The 16762-nt window shown below is 69.0% G+C and carries 13 protein-coding genes; 6 read left to right on the plus strand and 7 right to left on the minus strand.

Going from position 1 to position 16762, the window contains the following annotated elements:
- The first annotated feature begins 131 nt into the window (after positions 1–131).
- On the plus strand, positions 132–2465 hold the full coding sequence (locus tag ACUDCK_RS14250) for a TonB-dependent receptor (protein WP_175167943.1): 2334 nt from the start codon (positions 132–134) through the stop codon (positions 2463–2465).
- On the opposite strand, the gene ACUDCK_RS14255 is transcribed toward ACUDCK_RS14250, so the two are convergent.
- A complete protein-coding gene (locus ACUDCK_RS14255; protein WP_175167944.1) occupies positions 2443–3747 on the minus strand; it encodes a sensor histidine kinase in 1305 nt (434 codons plus the stop codon). The two genes, ACUDCK_RS14250 and ACUDCK_RS14255, sit on opposite strands and share 23 nt — an antisense overlap.
- On the minus strand, positions 3740–4423 hold the full coding sequence (locus ACUDCK_RS14260; RefSeq protein WP_054504175.1) for a response regulator transcription factor: 684 nt from the start codon (positions 4421–4423) through the stop codon (positions 3740–3742). The genes ACUDCK_RS14255 and ACUDCK_RS14260 overlap by 8 nt, the downstream gene beginning before the upstream one ends.
- A 215-nt stretch (positions 4424–4638) precedes the next feature.
- Here ACUDCK_RS14260 and ACUDCK_RS14265 point away from each other — a divergent pair, with 215 nt between their 5' ends.
- From ACUDCK_RS14265 to ACUDCK_RS14280, 4 genes are read left to right on the plus strand one after another with little or no spacing between them, the layout of a single operon-like run.
- Complete coding sequence (locus tag ACUDCK_RS14265) at positions 4639–5760, plus strand: ABC transporter substrate-binding protein (protein WP_175167945.1); 1122 nt, start codon at positions 4639–4641, stop codon at positions 5758–5760.
- Between the two features lie 20 nt (positions 5761–5780).
- A complete protein-coding gene (locus tag ACUDCK_RS14270; protein WP_175167946.1) occupies positions 5781–6857 on the plus strand; it encodes a FecCD family ABC transporter permease in 1077 nt (358 codons plus the stop codon).
- Between the two features lie 31 nt (positions 6858–6888).
- Positions 6889–7344 (plus strand): azurin, encoded by a 456-nt coding sequence (gene azu / locus ACUDCK_RS14275; protein WP_054504178.1) that lies wholly within the window; start codon positions 6889–6891, stop codon positions 7342–7344.
- Between the two features lie 4 nt (positions 7345–7348).
- The gene (locus tag ACUDCK_RS14280; protein ID WP_175167947.1) at positions 7349–8161 is read left to right on the plus strand and encodes an ABC transporter ATP-binding protein; all 813 of its coding nucleotides are present in this window, start codon (positions 7349–7351) and stop codon (positions 8159–8161) included.
- Here the strand turns inward: ACUDCK_RS14280 and ilvA are convergent.
- Both ilvA and ACUDCK_RS14290 read right to left on the minus strand, forming a co-directional pair.
- Entirely contained in the window at positions 8158–9744 is a 1587-nt protein-coding gene (gene ilvA / locus ACUDCK_RS14285; RefSeq protein WP_081273490.1) for a threonine ammonia-lyase, biosynthetic, read from the minus strand. The two genes, ACUDCK_RS14280 and ilvA, sit on opposite strands and share 4 nt — an antisense overlap.
- Positions 9745–9981: 237 nt before the next feature.
- Complete coding sequence (locus ACUDCK_RS14290) at positions 9982–11508, minus strand: winged helix-turn-helix domain-containing protein (RefSeq protein ID WP_175167948.1); 1527 nt, start codon at positions 11506–11508, stop codon at positions 9982–9984.
- 444 nt (positions 11509–11952) lie between these two features.
- Here ACUDCK_RS14290 and ACUDCK_RS14295 point away from each other — a divergent pair, with 444 nt between their 5' ends.
- Positions 11953–14181 carry an NADP-dependent isocitrate dehydrogenase gene (locus tag ACUDCK_RS14295; protein WP_175167949.1) on the plus strand — a complete coding sequence of 743 codons (2229 nt, stop codon included), beginning with the start codon at positions 11953–11955 and terminating at the stop codon, positions 14179–14181.
- Positions 14182–14327: 146 nt separating this feature from the next.
- Here the strand turns inward: ACUDCK_RS14295 and ACUDCK_RS14300 are convergent, their stop codons facing one another.
- The 3 genes from ACUDCK_RS14300 to ACUDCK_RS14310 all read right to left on the minus strand — a co-directional run bounded on the left by ACUDCK_RS14300 (position 14328) and on the right by ACUDCK_RS14310 (position 16515).
- Positions 14328–14954 (minus strand): VTT domain-containing protein, encoded by a 627-nt coding sequence (locus ACUDCK_RS14300; protein ID WP_231132944.1) that lies wholly within the window; start codon positions 14952–14954, stop codon positions 14328–14330.
- A gap of 155 nt (positions 14955–15109) precedes the next feature.
- Positions 15110–15910 carry an ABC transporter permease gene (locus ACUDCK_RS14305; RefSeq protein ID WP_175167950.1) on the minus strand — a complete coding sequence of 267 codons (801 nt, stop codon included), beginning with the start codon at positions 15908–15910 and terminating at the stop codon, positions 15110–15112.
- Positions 15901–16515, minus strand: coding sequence for an ABC transporter ATP-binding protein (locus ACUDCK_RS14310; protein WP_231132945.1), 615 nt, complete (start codon positions 16513–16515; stop codon positions 15901–15903). Before ACUDCK_RS14310 ends, ACUDCK_RS14305 begins: the two co-directional genes overlap by 10 nt.
- Between the last annotated feature and the right edge of the window lie 247 nt (positions 16516–16762).

Genomic DNA, 16762 nt, shown 5'->3' on the forward strand with positions numbered 1-16762 from the left:
GCCGTCAGCGGCCACCGCCGCGTTCGGAGCGGCCCCCCATGACGATGGCGCCCCTCGCCTTAACGAGATCTTGAGATGGGCCTTCCTAGAATCGCTAACGATTCTCATTGGCACTTTCCTGGAACCCGACGATGGCGCAGTACAAACCCTCTCATCCCCGCGCGATGGCGTTCAAGACCCTGGGCGTGGCGCTTGGCGCCGCCGCCAGCGCGCAGGCGCAGCCGGCCAGCGACAACGCCACGGTGCTGGCGCCGGTGACGGTGCAGGCCGACAGCCCGGCGCCCTACAAGACCGACCACGTGCAGTCCGGCAAATTCACCCAGCCGCTGCTGAACACCCCGCAAAGCATCACGGTGGTGCCGCACGAGGTGCTGGAAGAGCAGCATGCCCAGAGCCTGCAGGACGTGCTGCGTAACGTTCCCGGCATCACCTTCAGCTCCGGCGAGGGCAACCTGGGCTGGGGCGACATGTTCACCATCCGCGGCTTCTCGGCGGAACAGAGCATCACCGTGGACGGCATCCGCGACGCCGGCATGTCCAGCCGCACCGACATCTTCAACCTGGAACGGGCCGAGGTCTTCAAGGGCACCGGCTCGATCGAGTCCGGCATCTCGGCGGTCGGCGGCAGCGTCAACCTCGTCAGCAAGGAAGCCCGGCTGGGCTCGTTCTACAAGGCGTCCGGCGGCCTGGGCACTGACCACTACCGTCGCATCACGGCCGATCTGAACCAGGAACTGACCGACAGCTCGGCGCTGCGCATCAACCTGATGCGCCACCACAACGGCGTGGCCGAGCGCGACGTGACCGAGTTCGACCGCTCCGGCATGGCGGCCTCGCTGGCGATGGGGCTGGGCACGCCCACCCGCGTCACCCTGAACTACCTGCACCAGGAAGACAACAACATTCCCGACGGCGGCGTGCCGATCCAGCGCGGCACCGGCGGCCAGCGCATGCCGAACGTATCGCGCAACGCCTGGTACGGCGATCCGTCGCTGTACACCGAACAGACCCGCACCGACCAGGCCACCCTGAAGGCGGAACATGATTTCAACGACCGCGTTCGCCTGTCCAACATCAGCCGCTGGGAACAGACCGACCGCATCGGCGTGCTGTCGCCGGCGCGCCTGAACAGCGCCTCGCGCACCTCCTACGGCTACGCCGGCGCCGGGCCGCTGGTCAACAGCGCCGACGGCATCCCCTCGTACAGCGGCTATGTGGCGCTGGACAACCCCAGCCCCGATGGCCAACTGCGCGGCAACGACTTCGGCACCTCCAAGCGCTACACCATCCTGGCCAACCAGACCAACCTGAGCCTGGATTTCCAGACCGGCGCCATCAAGCACCAATTGGTGACCGGCGTGGAGTTCTACAAGGAGACCTACGGCGATCACGAACGCACCATCAAGGCGCCGTCGACCAACCCGACCTTCGACCTGCGCAACAACGGCGGCGTCGACATGGGCGGGGTCGATAAGGTCAAGGGCGCCGACGGCAACCGCGCCGAGGTCTTCAACACCGGCCTGTACGTGGGCGACACGCTGACGCTGACGCCGCAATGGCTGCTGCAGGGCGCGCTGCGCTATGACCGGTTCCGCGTCACGCAGGTCACCGGCTCCGCCGGCAAGCACGGCACCAACCGGGTCGAGGACGGCGCCTGGAGCGGCCGCCTCGGCGTGACCTACAAACCGGTGCCCGAGGCCAGCCTCTACGCCGCCTACAGCCAGGCCGCGCAGCCGTCCGCGCTGGGCGCCTCGACCAACAACAACATCTACGGCGCCACCGGCGGCGACAGCTACAAGCCGGCGGTGTCCAAGACCTACGAGCTGGGCGGGAAGTGGGACCTGGCCCAGGGCGACCTGTCGCTGGCAGGCGCGGTGTTCCGCACCGAGCTGTCCGACTCCTGGGAGTATGGCGACGACGCCACCGACGTGGTGCGCGCGCTGCCCGCCAAGCGGGTCGACGGCATCGAGCTGGGGCTGGCGGGCAACCTCACCCCGCGCTGGTCGGCCTTCGCCGGCGTCAGCGCCTTGAAGAGCCGCATTACAAAGGGCGCCAACAGCGGCGAGGAAGCCAAGAACGTGCCGGACCTGACGTTCAACCTGTGGACCACGTACGCGGCCACCGACAAGCTTTCGCTGAGCTACGGCGCGCAATATGTGGGTAAGCGGCGCTACACCGATAACAAGTACGTAGGCGGCAAGAACAACAATAGTTCCACGGTGTCGGGTCCGTCCGGCACTCATCCCATCTGGATACGCGACGACGAGAAGGCGCCGTCGTACTGGCTGCACTCGGTCGCCGCGCGCTATCGCGTCGACAAGTCGCTGACCCTGGGCATGAACGTGGAGAACCTGTTCAACAAGTTCTACTACAGCCGCGTCGGCGCCTCGCTCGACGGATTCCAGCTCTATGGCGTGCCCGGCGCCGGCCGCACCGTAACCTTCACGGCCGAGCTGTCGTTCTGAGGTCCACCCTGAACACGCTGCCCTGCCCGGGCGCCGACCGCAGCGACACGCGCCAGCCCTGGTGCTCGCAGATGCGCCGCACCAGCGACAGCCCCAGCCCCAGGTTGCCGGCATCGGGCTGCGCGCCGCGCACGAACGGGCTGAAGACGGCTTCCTGCCGTTCCAGGGGGATGCCCGGGCCGTCATCTGCCACCTGCAGGTAGTCCGCGCCGGCGCTGATCGTGACGCGCGCGCCCGGGCCGGCGTACTGCAGCGAGTTGCGGATCAGGTTGGACAGCAGCGCGCGCAGCAAGGGCGCGGGAAAACGCGGCGCGTCGGCCTGCGCATCGTCTGGATCCGCCGCGCTCGCCTGCGCCGGCGCTTCGAGTACGAGCGACATGCCGCGCCGCTGCGCCATCGCGCTCCAGGCCGCCAGTTGTTCACGCGCCGCGCCGCCGGCGCTTTCGCGCTTGAACTGGTCACTGGCGTCGCGCCCGCGCGCCAGCATCAGGTAGGTATCGAGCCGTTCGCCCATGTCGGCCGCGGCCGCGGCGATGCGCCGCACGCGAGCGCTGCCGTCGGCGTCCAGGCCGGGTTCGTCCAGCAGCAGCTCGCAGGAGCTGGAAATCACCATCAGCGGCGTGCGCAATTCATGGCCGACGTCCGCCGTGAACAACTGTTCGCGCCGCAGCGCCTGTTCGAGCTGGTTGTAGGTGGCGTCGAAAGCGTCCGCCAGCCTACCGATCTCGTCCGGCGGATAGTCCGCCGCCAGGCGGGTCTGGGGCGGCTGCGCGCCGCGCGCCGTGACCTGCGCCGCCAGCCGCGCCAGCGGCCGCAGCATGCGCCGCGTCGCCAGGGTGCCCAGCACGAACGCCAGCACCAGGCCGCCGGCCAGGCCGCTGACCACGGTCCAGTGCGAAGTGGACTGGTTGCGTTCGTACTCGGTGTAGTCGCGCAGCAGCATGTAGCGCTGGCCGTCCTTGTCGTCCACCATGACGTGCCAGACGCGGCCCTCGCGCTCGATCTTGTGAAAGCCCGGCGCCAGGCCCCGCAGCCCCGCCGGAAACGCTTCGCTGCCCGGCGCGCCATGGAAGAAACGGTGCGGCCGTCCGGGATCGACGCCGGCCAGGAAATCGTTGCGCACCCGTTCCACCGCCATGCCCATGTCGATGCGCTGCAGATGGACTTCGAGCGTGTTCACGCTCCAGACCGAGACCCAGGTCAGCGCGCCGCCAACGAGCAGCGCCAGCAGCAGGTAGGTGCGTACCAGATAGCGCGCCAGCCCGCGCCGCGCGCTACGCATCGTCGCCGGCCCGCATTTGGTAGCCGATGCCGTGCACGGTGTGCAGCAGCGGCGTGGCGAACGGCTTGTCCACCACCTGGCGGATCTGGTGGATGTGCGTGCGCAGGCTATCGCTGTCCGGCGGCGAATCGCGCCACAGCGCCTCTTCCAGCCGGCCTCGGTGCACCACCGCGGGGCTGGCGCGCATCAGCAGCATCAGCAGTTGCAGCGGCGAAGGCGGCAGCCGCAGCGGCTGTCCGGCCCGCGCCAGCGCCAGGGTGCCGGTATCCAGCGTCAGGTCGCCTACCTGCAGCACCCGCGCTGCGCCGGCCCCATGGGCGCGGTGCAGCAGGGCCTTGACGCGCGCCGCCAGCTCCGCCAGGGCGAACGGCTTGACCAGGTAATCATCGGCGCCAGCGTCGAACCCCGTCAGCCGGTTGTCCAGCGTGTCGCGCGCGGTCACCATGATGACAGGCGTATCGCAGCGCGCCTCCGCGCGCAGCCGGCGGCACAGGTCGTAGCCGTCCAGCCGCGGCAGCATCAGGTCGAGCACGATCAGGTCGAAACCGCCCTCGGCCGCCATGGCGTAGCCGCGCAAACCATCCTCGGCGCAGTCGACGATGTAGCCGCGGCGCGTCAGGTGATGCGTGATGTTCGCCAGGATATCGGGGTCGTCTTCGATGACAAGAACGCGCATGGGGCGGTGCGGGGAATGTAAATCAATCTCAGATTGTAAGCGCGGCCCCGATCCCGCCACGGACGCCAGCCGTTTCGCGACGGGGCCGCCACAACCCGGGGCGCGTCTTAACGAATTCTTGAACCCTGATGACGGAGACTGCCTGCCGATAGGAATGGTTCGCGTTACCCGCAAGCCCGCGGGGCGTGTCGTGGCCACTGGATCGGGATCTCCCCATGCGTTTGAAAAACATGTTCCGCGCGGCGCTGGCCGCCACCGCCCTGCTCTGCGCCCTGCCCGGCGCCCAGGCCGGCCAGGTGACCGACCTGGCCGGCCGCGTCGTCACCGTGCCCGATCATCCGCGGCGAGTGCTGCTGGGCGAAGGCCGCTTCGTCTTCGCCATGGCGTTGCTGGACCGCGCCGACCCGGTGGCGCGCGTGGTCGGCTGGCAGGGCGAGCTCAAGCAGCAGGATCCCTATTCCTGGCAGCAACTGATCAAGCGTTTCCCCAAGGCGGCCGAGGTGCCGCTGATCGGCACCACCTCGGAGGCCAGCGTCAGCCCGGAGAAGATCGTCTCGCTCAAGCCGGACGTGGCCATCTTCAGCCTGAGCGGCCACGGCCCGGGCCGCAACAACCCGATGATCGCGTCGCTGCAGCAGGCCGGCATTCCGGTCGTGTTCATCGATTTCCGCCAGCATCCGGTCCAGAACACCGTGCCCAGCCTGCGCATCCTGGGCCAGGCGCTCGACCGTCCGGAACAGGCCGAGCGCTACATCGCGTTCTATGAGTCGCACCTGGCCAAGGTGCGCGAACTGGTGCAGCCGGTGCCGCAGGCCGAGCGTCCTCGCGTATTCGTGGAAATGCTGGCCGGCGTCTGGCCCGCCTGCTGCCACACCACCGGCAACGGCAGCTTCGGCGACCTGCTGGAGACGGCCGGCGGCGTCAATGTGGCGGCCCCGGTGCTGCCGGGCGCGATCGGCGACGTCAGCATGGAATTCCTGCTGAAGGCCCAGCCACAGGTCTACATCGCCACCGGCAGCCGCTCCGACCCCGGCCGTCCCGGCCTGCTGGCGGGCCCCGGCGCTGCCGCCGACGTGTCCGCCGCCAGCCTCTCGACCCTGCTGCAACGCGACGGCATTCGCGACCTGGACGCGGTCAAGCGCGGCCGTGCCTTCGGCATCTGGCACGCGTTCTACAACTCGCCCTACAACGTCGCGGCAATCGAGGCGATGGCCAAGTGGCTGTACCCCGAACGCGCCGGCGCGCTGGACCCGGACGCCACGCTGGCCACGCTGTATCGCGACTTCCTCGATGTGGACGGCGCCGGCACCTACTGGACCGCACCCGCCGCCCGTTGACGGCAGGCAGGCACGCCATCATGCAGAGTTCCGCTACCGCCCTCGCGGCCGACGGCGTCCTGGACGATCCCGTCGCCCGCTACCATCGCACCCGCCGGCGGCGGCTGGCGCTGGCCCTGGCGCTGGCCGTGGCCATCGCCATCAGCCTGCTGGCCGACGTCGCCACCGGCCCGGCGGGCCTGGCGCCGCTCGACCTGCTGCGCACCCTGCTGCACCCCGACGCCGCCGACGCTGGCACCCGCGTCATCGTCTGGCAGTTCCGCCTGCCCTACGCCCTGATGGCGCTGCTGGTGGGCCTGGCCCTGGGCCTGGGCGGCGCCGAGATGCAGACCATGCTGGACAACCCCCTGGCCAGCCCCTATACGCTGGGCGTGTCGGCCGCGGCCGCGTTCGGCGCCTCGCTGGCCATCACGTTGGACTGGCACGTGCCGGCGCTGCCGCCCGGCATGGTGGTGTCGCTGTCGGCCTTCGCCAGCACCCTGGTGTCGGTGCTGATCCTGGAGCGCGTGGCGCGCTGGCGCGGCGGTTCGACGCTGGGCGTGGTGCTGTTCGGCATCGCGCTGGTGTATTCGTTCCAGGCCCTGGTCATGCTGCTGCAGTTCATCGCCAGCGAGGAAGCGCTGCAAGGCATCGTGTTCTGGACCATGGGCAGTCTGGCGCGCGCCACCTGGACCACCGTGGGCGTGATGGCTGCCGCGCTGGCGCTGGCGTTGCCGTTCTCGCTGCGCGACGCGTGGAAGCTGACCGCGGTGCGGCTGGGCGAGGAACGCGCCGCCAGCTTCGGCATCGACGTCAAGCGCCTGCGCCTGGTCAGCCTGCTGCGGGTCAGCGCGCTGGCGGCGCTGGCGGTGTCCTTCGTCGGCACCATCGGCTTCGTCGGGCTGGTGGCGCCGCACATCGCCCGCCTGCTGCTGGGCGAGGACCATCGCTACTACCTGCCCGGCAGCGCGCTGGCCGGCGCCCTGATCCTGTCGCTGGCCTCGGTCGCCTCCAAGACCGTGCTGCCCGGCGCCCTCATCCCGGTCGGCATCGTGACCTCGCTGGTCGGCATTCCCTTCTTTCTCACCATCGTCATCCGCGCCCTCAAGCGTGGCTGACGCCTTCCCCTGCCCCTGGAGACGCCTCCCCATGCAATACCGCTACCCGCTCGCCTTCCTCGCCCTGCTGGCCACCGGCGCCGCCCACGCCGCCGATCCCGCCTGCGGCATCGACGTCGAAGGCCAGCCCGGCAAGAAGTTCGCGCCCAACCACATCGTGGTCCCGGCGATCTGCAAGGACTTCACGGTGCGCCTCATCCACACCGGCAAGAACAGCAAGGAAAAGGCCGGCCACAACTGGGTGCTGACCAAGACCGAGGACATCGACGCGGTCATGGTCGACGGCATCAAGGCCGGCGCGGCGCACGACTTCCTGGCGCCGGGCGACGGCCGCATCCTGGCCAGGACGCCGATGCTCGGCGGCGGTGAAACCGCCACCGTCACGTTCCCCGTCAGCCGCCTGGCCGCGGGTGAGTCCTACACCTTCTATTGCTCGTTCCCGGCCCACGCCCAGCACATGCGCGGCACGCTGGCGCTGCAGCGCTGACGCCATGGCCTCGCTGGACATCCGCTCGCTCACCGCCGGCTATGGCAACCGCCCGGTGCTGCGCGCCCTGCGGGCGGCGCCGCTGCCCGAGGGCACGCTGACGGCGCTGCTGGGACCGAACGGCAGCGGCAAATCGACGCTGCTCAAGACGCTGGCGGGGCTCAATCCCATGCTTGGCGGCGACCTGCGGCTGGACGGCGCGGATTTCGCCGGCCTCTCTCCGGCCCGCCGCGCCGAGCACGCCATGTACATGCCCCAGGCCCTGCCCAAGGGCGTTCACATGACCGTGCTGGAGTCGGTGCTGGTGGCGGCCCGCTCGGGCCGCGCGCGCCAGGGCGGCGACGCCTTGATGCGCGAGGCCATGCAGGTACTAGCCGAACTGGGCATCGGCCATCTCGCCAGCCGCTACCTCGACGAGCTGTCCGGCGGCCAGAAGCAGTTGGCGTCACTGGCGCAGGCGCTGGTGCGGCGTCCGCGCCTGCTGCTGTTGGACGAACCGCTGTCGGCGCTGGACCTGAACTACCAGTTCCACGTCATGGACGTGCTGCGGCGCCAGACCGTCCGCCACCGGCTCATCACGCTGGTGGTGCTGCACGACCTGAACATCGCGCTGCGCCACGCCGACCATGCCCTGCTGCTGCACGGCGGCGTCCTGCTGGCCGAAGGCCCGCCACAAGCCGTGGTCACCCCCGATACGCTGCGCCGCGCCTACGGCGTGCTGGCGCGGGTGGAGCGCTGCCCGCAAGGCCAACCCCAGGTGCATGTGGACGGGCTGGCCCATCACGGGCTGGCCCATGATGGGTTGGCCGCCGCCTAGATCAGGAACTGCCGGTACGCCTCGTTCGCCGTCTCTTCCCAATGCGCGTAGCCCAACTGCGCCAGGAAGCGGTCCAGCGCGGCGTCGTCCGCCAGCGGCGCCTGGATGCCGACCAGCACCGAACTGAAGTCCGCGCCCTGGTTGCGGTAGTGAAACAGGCTGATGTTCCAGTTCGGCGCCATTGCCGACAGGAATTTCATCAGCGCGCCCGGACGCTCCGGGAACTCGAAGCGGAACAGCCGTTCGCCGCCCGCCAGCGGCGAGCGCCCGCCCACCATGTAGCGGATATGCTGCTTGGAGACTTCGTTGTGGCTCAGGTCGCTGACCGCGAAGCCTTCCTGCTCCAGGCCACGCATAATGTCCGCGGCCTCGCCGCGGCGCGCGATCTGCACGCTGACGAAGATGCGGGCGGTGTTGGCATCGGCGATGCGGTAGTTGAATTCGGTCACGCTGCGCTGCCCCATCACCGCGCAGAAGCGGCGGAAACTGCCGCGCTCCTCGGGCAGCGTCACGGCGAACACGGCTTCGCGCGCCTCGCCCACCTCGGCCCGGTCCGCCACGAAGCGCATGCGGTCGAAATTCATGTTGGCGCCCGAGGTGATCGCCACCAGCGACTGCCCCTGTGCGCCCTCGCGCTCGACATACTGCTTCAGTCCGGCCAGCGCCAGCGCGCCCGCCGGTTCCAGCACGCTGCGGGTGTCCAGGAACACGTCCTTGATCGCCGCGCAGACCGCATCGGTATCCACCAGGATGATCTCGTCCAGGTACTGGCGGCACAGGCGGAAGGTTTCTTCGCCCACCAGCTTGACCGCCGTGCCGTCCGAGAACAGGCCGACCTCGGCCAGGCTGACCCGCTCGCCCACCTGCATCGACTGCGCCATGGCGCTGGAATCGACCGTCTGCACCCCGATCACCTTGACCGACGGATCCACCGCTTTCATGTACACCGACACCCCCGCCGCCAGGCTGCCGCCGCCGATCGGCACGAACACCGCGTCCAGCCGTCCCGGGTGCTGGCGCAGGATCTCCATGCCGACCGTGCCCTGGCCGGCGATGACGTAGGGATCATCGAACGCCGGGATGAAGGTCAGGTCCTGGTCGCGGGCCAGCGTCTGCGCGTAGGCATAGGCATCGCTGTAGGAATCGCCCGCCAGCACCACCTGCACCGTCGGACCGCCGAAGGCGCGCACCGCGTCCACCTTCACCTGCGGCGCGGTCTGCGGCACCACGATGGTGGCGCGCACGCCGAGCCGGGCGGCGGAGATCGCGACGCCCTGGGCGTGGTTGCCGGCCGAGGCGGTGATGACGCCGCGTTCCAGCGCCGCCTGCGGCGTGTTGCGCATCTTGTTGTAGGCGCCGCGCACCTTGAACGAAAACACCGGCTGGTTGTCCTCGCGCTTGAGGTGCACGCGGTTGCCGAGCCGGCGCGACAGGCCCTGGGCGGGGTCCAGCTCGGTCTCGCGGGCGATGTCGTAGACCCGCGCCGTCAGGATCTGGCGCAGGTATTCCATGGGCGTGGCGCGGCCCGGGGCGAAGGCGTCGGTCTCGGAGGTATTGGCGGTGGCGGCTTGCGGTTGTTGCATGAAAACTCTCTGCGGCGTGGGGACTGGGCCCGGCAGAGGCGGCAACAAAAAACCCGCCTCGTGGGGCGGGTTTGTTTGACTGACTGCGGTCGCGCGTTAACCCACCATTCCAGGAATGATGGTAATAATCAGCGAAATGCGGACGGCGCGGAAAGTCATGGGGCGTAGCTTCCCGCATGCGCGTCGGTTTGTCAAATCGAACGCGTCATCGCGCGGTGCGCACCCCCGCCGCGGCGGCTACAGGTAGGCGCTCACGCGCGCCGGCAGTCCGTCGAGCGGCCGGTGCCGCGCCAATTGCGCCAGCACGCCGCGGAACATGTTCTTCCTGGCTGCCGCATCCGGCACGCGCCGCACGAACAGATATTCGAAATGCGCCAGCAGCCGGCGCAGCAGGTCCGCGTCCAGCCCCAGCAGGATCTGGCGCAGGTCGTCGGGCAGCACTTCGTCGGGCGAAGACAGGAACAGCCCCATCTGCGCCCGCGTCAACGGCTTGGTCCGGTACAGCGCCTCGCAGGCCGCCAGGCAGGCCTGGCGGTCGTCCAGCGCCAGCAGCGTGGTGCACTTGAGGACCATCAGGAATACCTGGAACTCCGAGCCCGCCTCGGCCAGCTCGATGCCTTGGTCGAAGTAGTCGATGGCTTCCTGCAGGCGCCCGCGGTTCAGCCGCAATTGTCCCAGCACCGCGAAGGCCGACGCGAACGCGGTGCTTTGGGCAAACGCCTCCTCGGCCAGCGCCTCGGCCAGTTCCAGGTGCCCATGGCTGAGAAAGCACAGCAGCTTGGCGGCCGCCAGCGCCAGCATCGGGTTGTCGCGCACATGGGGCAACGCCTGGAACACCAGCGCCTCGATCTGCGGTTCCAGCTCGGCCGGATCGCTGGTCAGGTCCAGCACCAGCCTGGCGTAGAGATGCGAGGCCCACATCAGGGCGGTCTGCGGATCGTCCGGCTGCTCGGCGCGCAGCTTTTGCAGCTCGATTTCCGACTCCAGCCAGCTTTGCGGCGTGCGCGCCAACAGCACGGCGGCACGATGCAGGCGCAGTTCGATCGGCTCGTCGGTGGGGCCGGCCACGTCGCCGCGGGCGCGCGCCAGGCTGCGCCAGATCTCGCTCTTGAGCGAGGCGGCAAAGGCGGCGGCAGCGGTGTGGCCGACCTCGGCCTCGTCAGTGGGCGCGATGGTCCAGCGCTCGGCGCGCAGCGCGGCGCCGCTGGCGGCTTCGCGCAGCACCACCGCGCAATGCACCCCGGCCTCGTCCTGGCGCAGCCCGACCTCGACCCGGAACGGCGCCTTCGCCTCGTTCGCCGCGGCCAGCGACAGCAGGCTGACGCCGCGTTCGCTCGGCAGCCGCGCCCTCAGGGCGTCGGCCAGTTCGGTCAGGAAGGCCCGCACCCGAGGCTCGGCGCGCAACGCCTCGGGCCCCGCCGCCGGGCCGATGGCGACATAAACGTCGCCGCCCGGCCCCGCCTCGGGCGCGGCGATCCAGCTATAGCCTTCGCCGTAGCTGGTGGCGATGAAACGCGGCGCGCGCGCCGAATCGCCAAGCTTGCCGCGCAGTCGGTTGATGAGCAGGTCGACGCTGCGCTCGAGCGCCTCGGCCTCGCCGCGCTGGGTGGCGTCCAGCAGGCGCTGGCGCGGCAGGATCTGGCCGACGTGCGCGGTCAGCAGCGCCAGCGCGGCGGTCTCGACCGGCGTGAATTGGATTGTCTTGCCATCGGTACGGCTGGCATAGCGGAACTTCGGATCGAACAACAAATTGCCAAACCGCATTGACTCTCTCCACGCCAGGGCGCTACAACGCCCATCGTCATCCGGCGCCCCGCTCTGTCCCGCCCCGCCAGGCGGCACGGGAAGATGCCGAATATTAGCCAATACTTGCAGGTCGTAGCCAGCAGATTGCGCCGATTTGGCGCCATTCCTGGGGTAAAAATCCCATTTTTCGATGTCCCGCGCACGCGCCGCGGACGATTGGCGCCCATTTCCGCGCCCGCCGCGCGGGCCACGGTATTACAATGTTCGACTCGTGGCACTCGCACCTTCCAGGCGGTCGGGCAATTGGACCAGCACATAAAGGACGGGCGGCGCCATGTTGAGCCGATCGGGGCCTGCCCGGGTCTGCCCATACGAACCCACTCTCGACAACATCTACCGGCTGACGCCGCATAGCATGTTCGGGTTTGCGCCTAGCGCCACCGCCGAACAGATTCAAGGATCATGTCTCTTACTCCGAAGATTATCTACACCCTCACCGACGAAGCTCCGGCGCTTGCAACCCGTTCCCTGCTGCCGATCGTCCAGACCTTCGCGAAGTCCGCTGGCATCACGGTCGAGACCCGCGACATCTCCCTGGCGGGCCGCATCATCGCCCTGTTCCCCGACTACCTCGACGACAGCCAGAAGCTGGGCGACGCCCTGTCCGAGCTGGGCGCCCTGGCGGTCCAGCCCGAAGCCAACATCATCAAGCTGCCGAACATCAGCGCCTCGATGCCGCAGCTCAAGGCCGCCATCAAGGAACTGCAGGACCAGGGCTACAAGCTGCCCGACTACCCGGACGCCCCGGCCAACGACACCGAGCGCGACGTCAAGGCGCGCTACGACAAGGTCAAGGGCAGCGCCGTCAACCCCGTGCTGCGCGAAGGCAACTCCGACCGCCGCGCCCCGCTGTCGGTGAAGAACTACGCCCGCAAGCACCCGCACAAGATGGGCGCCTGGACGGCTGACTCCAAGGCCCACGTGGCGCACATGGACAGCGGCGACTTCTACGGCACCGAAAAGTCGGCCCTGATCGCCGAAGCCGGCGACGTCAAGATCGAACTGACCGCCGCCGACGGCACCAAGACCGTGCTGAAGGAAAAGACCCCGGTCAAGGCCGGCGAGATCATCGACGCCGCCGTGCTGTCGACCGCCAAGCTCAAGACCTTCCTGCAGGCCCAGATCGACGACGCGCGCGCCCAGGGCGTGCTGTTCTCGGTGCACCTGAAGGCCACCATGATGAAGGTCTCCGACCCCGTCATCTTCGGCCACGTGGTGTCGGTGTTCTACAAGGACGTGCTGGCCAAGCACGCCGCCGTCCTCAAGCAGGCCGGCTTCGATCCCAACAACGGCATCGGCGACCTGTACGCCAAGATCCAATCGCTGCCCGCCGACCAGCAGGCCGCGATCACCGCCGACATCGACGCCGCCTACAAGACGCTGCCCCAACTGGCCATGGTGAACTCCGACAAGGGCATCACCAACCTGCACGTGCCCAGCGACGTCATCGTCGACGCCTCCATGCCCGCCATGATCCGCGATTCGGGCAAGATGTGGAACGCCGAAGGCAAGCTGCAGGACGCCAAGGCCGTCATCCCCGACCGCTGCTACGCCGGCGTCTACCAGGCCGTCATCGACGACTGCAAGCAGCACGGCGCCTTCAATCCGGTCACGATGGGCAGCGTGCCCAACGTCGGCCTGATGGCCCAGGCCGCCGAGGAATACGGCTCGCACAACAAGACCTTCGTGGTCCCCGCCACCGGCACCGTGCGCGTCACCGACGCCTCGGGCAAGGTGCTGCTGGAGCAGGCCGTCGAGGCCGGCGACCTCTGGCGCATGTGCCAGACCAAGGACGCCGCCATCCAGGACTGGGTCAAGCTGGCCGTCACCCGCGCCCGCGTCAGCCAGACGCCGGCCGTGTTCTGGCTGGACGAAAAGCGCGCCCACGACGCCCAGGTCATCGCCAAGGTCAAGCAGTACCTGAACGACCACGACACCAACGGCCTGGATCTGCGCATCCTGGCGCCGGTCGAGGCCACCAAGTTCTCGCTCAAGCGCATCCGCGAAGGCCTGGACACCATCTCCGTCACCGGCAACGTGCTGCGCGACTACCTGACCGACCTGTTCCCCATCATGGAGCTGGGCACCAGCGCCAAGATGCTGTCGATCGTGCCGCTGGTCGCCGGCGGCGGCCTGTTCGAAACCGGCGCCGGCGGTTCGGCGCCCAAGCACGTGCAGCAGTTCCTGGAAGAAGGCTTCCTGCGCTGGGACTCGCTGGGTGAGTTCATGGCCCTGGCCGCGTCGCTGGATCACCTGGGCCGCGCCTACGACAACGCCCGCGCCCTGGTGCTGGGCAAGACGCTGGACCTGGCCACCGCCAAGTTCCTGGACGAGAACAAGTCGCCCGACCGCAAGGTCGGCGGCCTGGACAACCGCGGCAGCCACTTCTACCTGGCGATGTACTGGGCCCAGGCCCTGGCCGAGCAGACCGACGACCGCGCGCTGGCCGCGCTGTTCGCCCCGGCCGCCGCCGCCTTCGCGCAAGGCGAAGCCAAGATCCTGGAAGAGCTCAAGGCCGCCCAGGGCAAGCCGGTCGACATCGGCGGCTACTACCAGCCGAACGAAGACAAGGCCAGCCGCGCCATGCGCCCCAGCGCCACGCTGAACCAGGTGCTGGCCAACATCGGCTAAGCTCCCCGCCCCGGGCCGCCCGGCCCGGTGGCGCAAAAAAAGCCGGCGGTTCCGCAAGGAGCCGCCGGCTTTTTCTTTGCGCCGGGGTTGCCCGCCGGACCGCGGGCCAGGGCCCGACGCGGCATCGCGCCGTCGACCCGCGCCGCTCAGGCCCGCGATACCCCGCGCGCCCGGCGGATCTGCAACCCTTGCAGCGCCACCGGAATCAGCGACAGCCCGATGATGATGACCGACACCCAGTGCAGGTTGGCGCGCACCCACGCGATCGAGCCGAGCCAGTAGCCGGCCAGCAGCATCGAGCCGCACCAGGCAATGGCGCCGACCACGTTGTAGATGAAGAACGTGCGGCGCGGCATCTGCGACAGTCCCGCCACGAACGGCGCCAGCGTGCGCACGATGGGCACGAAGCGCGCCACCGTGATGGTCATGGCGCCATAGCGCGCGAAATAGGCGCGCGCCCGCTCAAGGTGCTCGCGCTTGACCCAGCGGCTGTGGGCGAGCTTCTGGCCCCAGCGGGAAGAGGCAATGGCATAGTTGAGCGCGTCGCCGGCAATGGCGGCGGCCGTGATGGCCGCCAGCGACACCAGCGGATCGATGCCCGCCAGGCCCAGGAATGCGCCGGCCGCGAACAACAGCGAATCGCCCGGCAGGAACGGCATCACCACCAGGCCGGTCTCGATGAACACAATGGCGGCGATGATGCAGGTGCCCAAGATCCAGTTTTGCGCCAGCAGCGCCATCAGGCCCTGCTCGCTGGTCAACCACGCAAACATCTCGGTAATGCCCATACGGATCCCGCCCTTCTTTTGCGGCCGGTGACGCCGGCCATTCCATGGAGGGGCGAAGTATGCGGCAGAGCCCGTCGATATTTCATCAAATTTGCCGGCGCGGCCTGGTCGACGCGAGGCGGCCATGGGCGCCGCCCGCGCTAGCGGTCCGCCATCAGCCGATCGAGCCGCAACCGGCCACGCTCGTCCGTCAGCCGCCGCATGGCGCCGTAGGCCGCGCCCATGGCCGCCATGCCGCTGGCGCCACAGAGCAGGAACATCAACAGGATCTGGTACTTGGCGGCATCGATGGGATCCATGCCGGCGATGATCTGGCCGGTCATGATGCCGGGCAGCGTGATGATGCCCGCCGCCGACATCTGGTTGATGCTGGGCACGATGCCGCGGCGCACGGATTCCCGCAGCAGCGCCGCGAAGGCCTGGTGCGCCGTGGCACCCAGCGACAGGCGCGCCTCGATGGCCAGCTTTTCGCGGCGCACGCCGGACAACACGCTGTCCAGCGCCAGGCTGGCCGCGTTGAGCACGCTGCCCAGCACGATGCCGACCAGCGCGATCGTGTAGCGCGGGTCGTACCACGGTTCGGGCCGCAGCGCGGTCGACAGGATGAACAGCGCGGTGATGACCGTCGTGGCGACGACGGCCATGGCGCCCACATAACCGTTGCCGCGGCCGGCCAGGCGCGCCTTGGGCCGGGCGGCGACCTCGCGCGCCGCCAGCGCCATCATCACGGCCACCACCAGCGCCGTCAGCCAGGGCGCCGCGTGCGCGAACACGATGCGCAGGATGTGGCCGACCAGCAGCAACTGCACCACGGTGCGCAGCGCCGCCCACAGCACCTGCCTCTGCAGGTTGAGCCGCAGCGCGAAGGAAATGCCGGCCGACAGCACAACCAGCAGCGAAGCGATGATCAGGTCGGTGGCCTGCAGTTTGATCACGTCCATTGCGGCTCCAGCTTGCCCTGCGCCATGCGCCAGCCGCGGCGGGCCATGCGCCGGGCCTGGTCAGGGTTGTGCGTCACCATCAGGATGGCCGCGCCGCCGTCCAGGTATCGGCGCAGCTCGGCTTCCACCAATTCGGTGGCGGCGGGATCGAGCGCGGCGGTGGGTTCATCCAGCAACAGCGCGCGCGGCGCCAGCGCCAGTGCGCGCGCCAGGGCGGCCCGCTGGCGTTCGCCGGTGGACAGCTCCTGCACCAGCGCGTCCATTTTCCCGGCGGGCAGGCCCATGCGCTGCATCAGCTCGGCGGCCCGCGCGCGATCGGCGAAGTGCGGGGCGACGTGGTCGTCCCACCAGCCGGCCTCGGCCTGGCAGTAGATCACCTGGCGGCGCCATTGATGGCCGCGCATGCCCGAACGCGGCGCGCCGTCGAGTTCGATTTCGCCGTGGCCGGGGTCCAGGTCGGCGACCTGGCGCAACAGCAGCGATTTGCCCGAACCCGAAGGGCCGGTGATGGCGGCGCATTCCCCCGCCGCAAGATCCAGGCTGACGGGCGACAAGCGCTCGCTGTAGACACCGCGCAGCCTGAGCACGGGACGTTTATCTGACATGGCGGCAAGCATAACCCGCGCTTGTCCGCGCCGCACCGGCGCGTTGCCGGCGCTGGCGCCGCATGACGATATGCCCGCCGATCGTGTCCCTATGCGCTTTGCCACCCTGCATATGAGCGCCGCCTGCATGGCGCGGGCGATGCGTCGCGCCCAGGGCGCATTTGCTAGAGTGCCAATATTGCAAATGAAAATCATACCCAAACAGATGTTCAATTCATGCAATACCGGCGATGGAAATTCTTTGTTG

Source organism: Achromobacter sp. CF-sbj1-Ac2-l, from assembly GCF_052698165.1.

Coding starts and splice junctions, on each gene's coding strand:
- ACUDCK_RS14260 (WP_054504175.1), bottom strand. CDS start 4,423: ATGCGCGTTCTTGTCATCGAAGACGACCCCGATATCCTGGCGAACATC.
- ACUDCK_RS14265 (WP_175167945.1), top strand. CDS start 4,639: ATGCGTTTGAAAAACATGTTCCGCGCGGCGCTGGCCGCCACCGCCCTG.
- ACUDCK_RS14295 (WP_175167949.1), top strand. CDS start 11,953: ATGTCTCTTACTCCGAAGATTATCTACACCCTCACCGACGAAGCTCCG.
- ACUDCK_RS14270 (WP_175167946.1), top strand. CDS start 5,781: ATGCAGAGTTCCGCTACCGCCCTCGCGGCCGACGGCGTCCTGGACGAT.
- ilvA (WP_081273490.1), bottom strand. CDS start 9,744: ATGCAACAACCGCAAGCCGCCACCGCCAATACCTCCGAGACCGACGCC.
- ACUDCK_RS14280 (WP_175167947.1), top strand. CDS start 7,349: ATGGCCTCGCTGGACATCCGCTCGCTCACCGCCGGCTATGGCAACCGC.
- ACUDCK_RS14310 (WP_231132945.1), bottom strand. CDS start 16,515: ATGTCAGATAAACGTCCCGTGCTCAGGCTGCGCGGTGTCTACAGCGAG.
- ACUDCK_RS14305 (WP_175167950.1), bottom strand. CDS start 15,910: ATGGACGTGATCAAACTGCAGGCCACCGACCTGATCATCGCTTCGCTG.
- ACUDCK_RS14300 (WP_231132944.1), bottom strand. CDS start 14,954: ATGTTTGCGTGGTTGACCAGCGAGCAGGGCCTGATGGCGCTGCTGGCG.
- azu (WP_054504178.1), top strand. CDS start 6,889: ATGCAATACCGCTACCCGCTCGCCTTCCTCGCCCTGCTGGCCACCGGC.
- ACUDCK_RS14290 (WP_175167948.1), bottom strand. CDS start 11,508: ATGCGGTTTGGCAATTTGTTGTTCGATCCGAAGTTCCGCTATGCCAGC.
- ACUDCK_RS14250 (WP_175167943.1), top strand. CDS start 132: ATGGCGCAGTACAAACCCTCTCATCCCCGCGCGATGGCGTTCAAGACC.
- ACUDCK_RS14255 (WP_175167944.1), bottom strand. CDS start 3,747: ATGCGTAGCGCGCGGCGCGGGCTGGCGCGCTATCTGGTACGCACCTAC.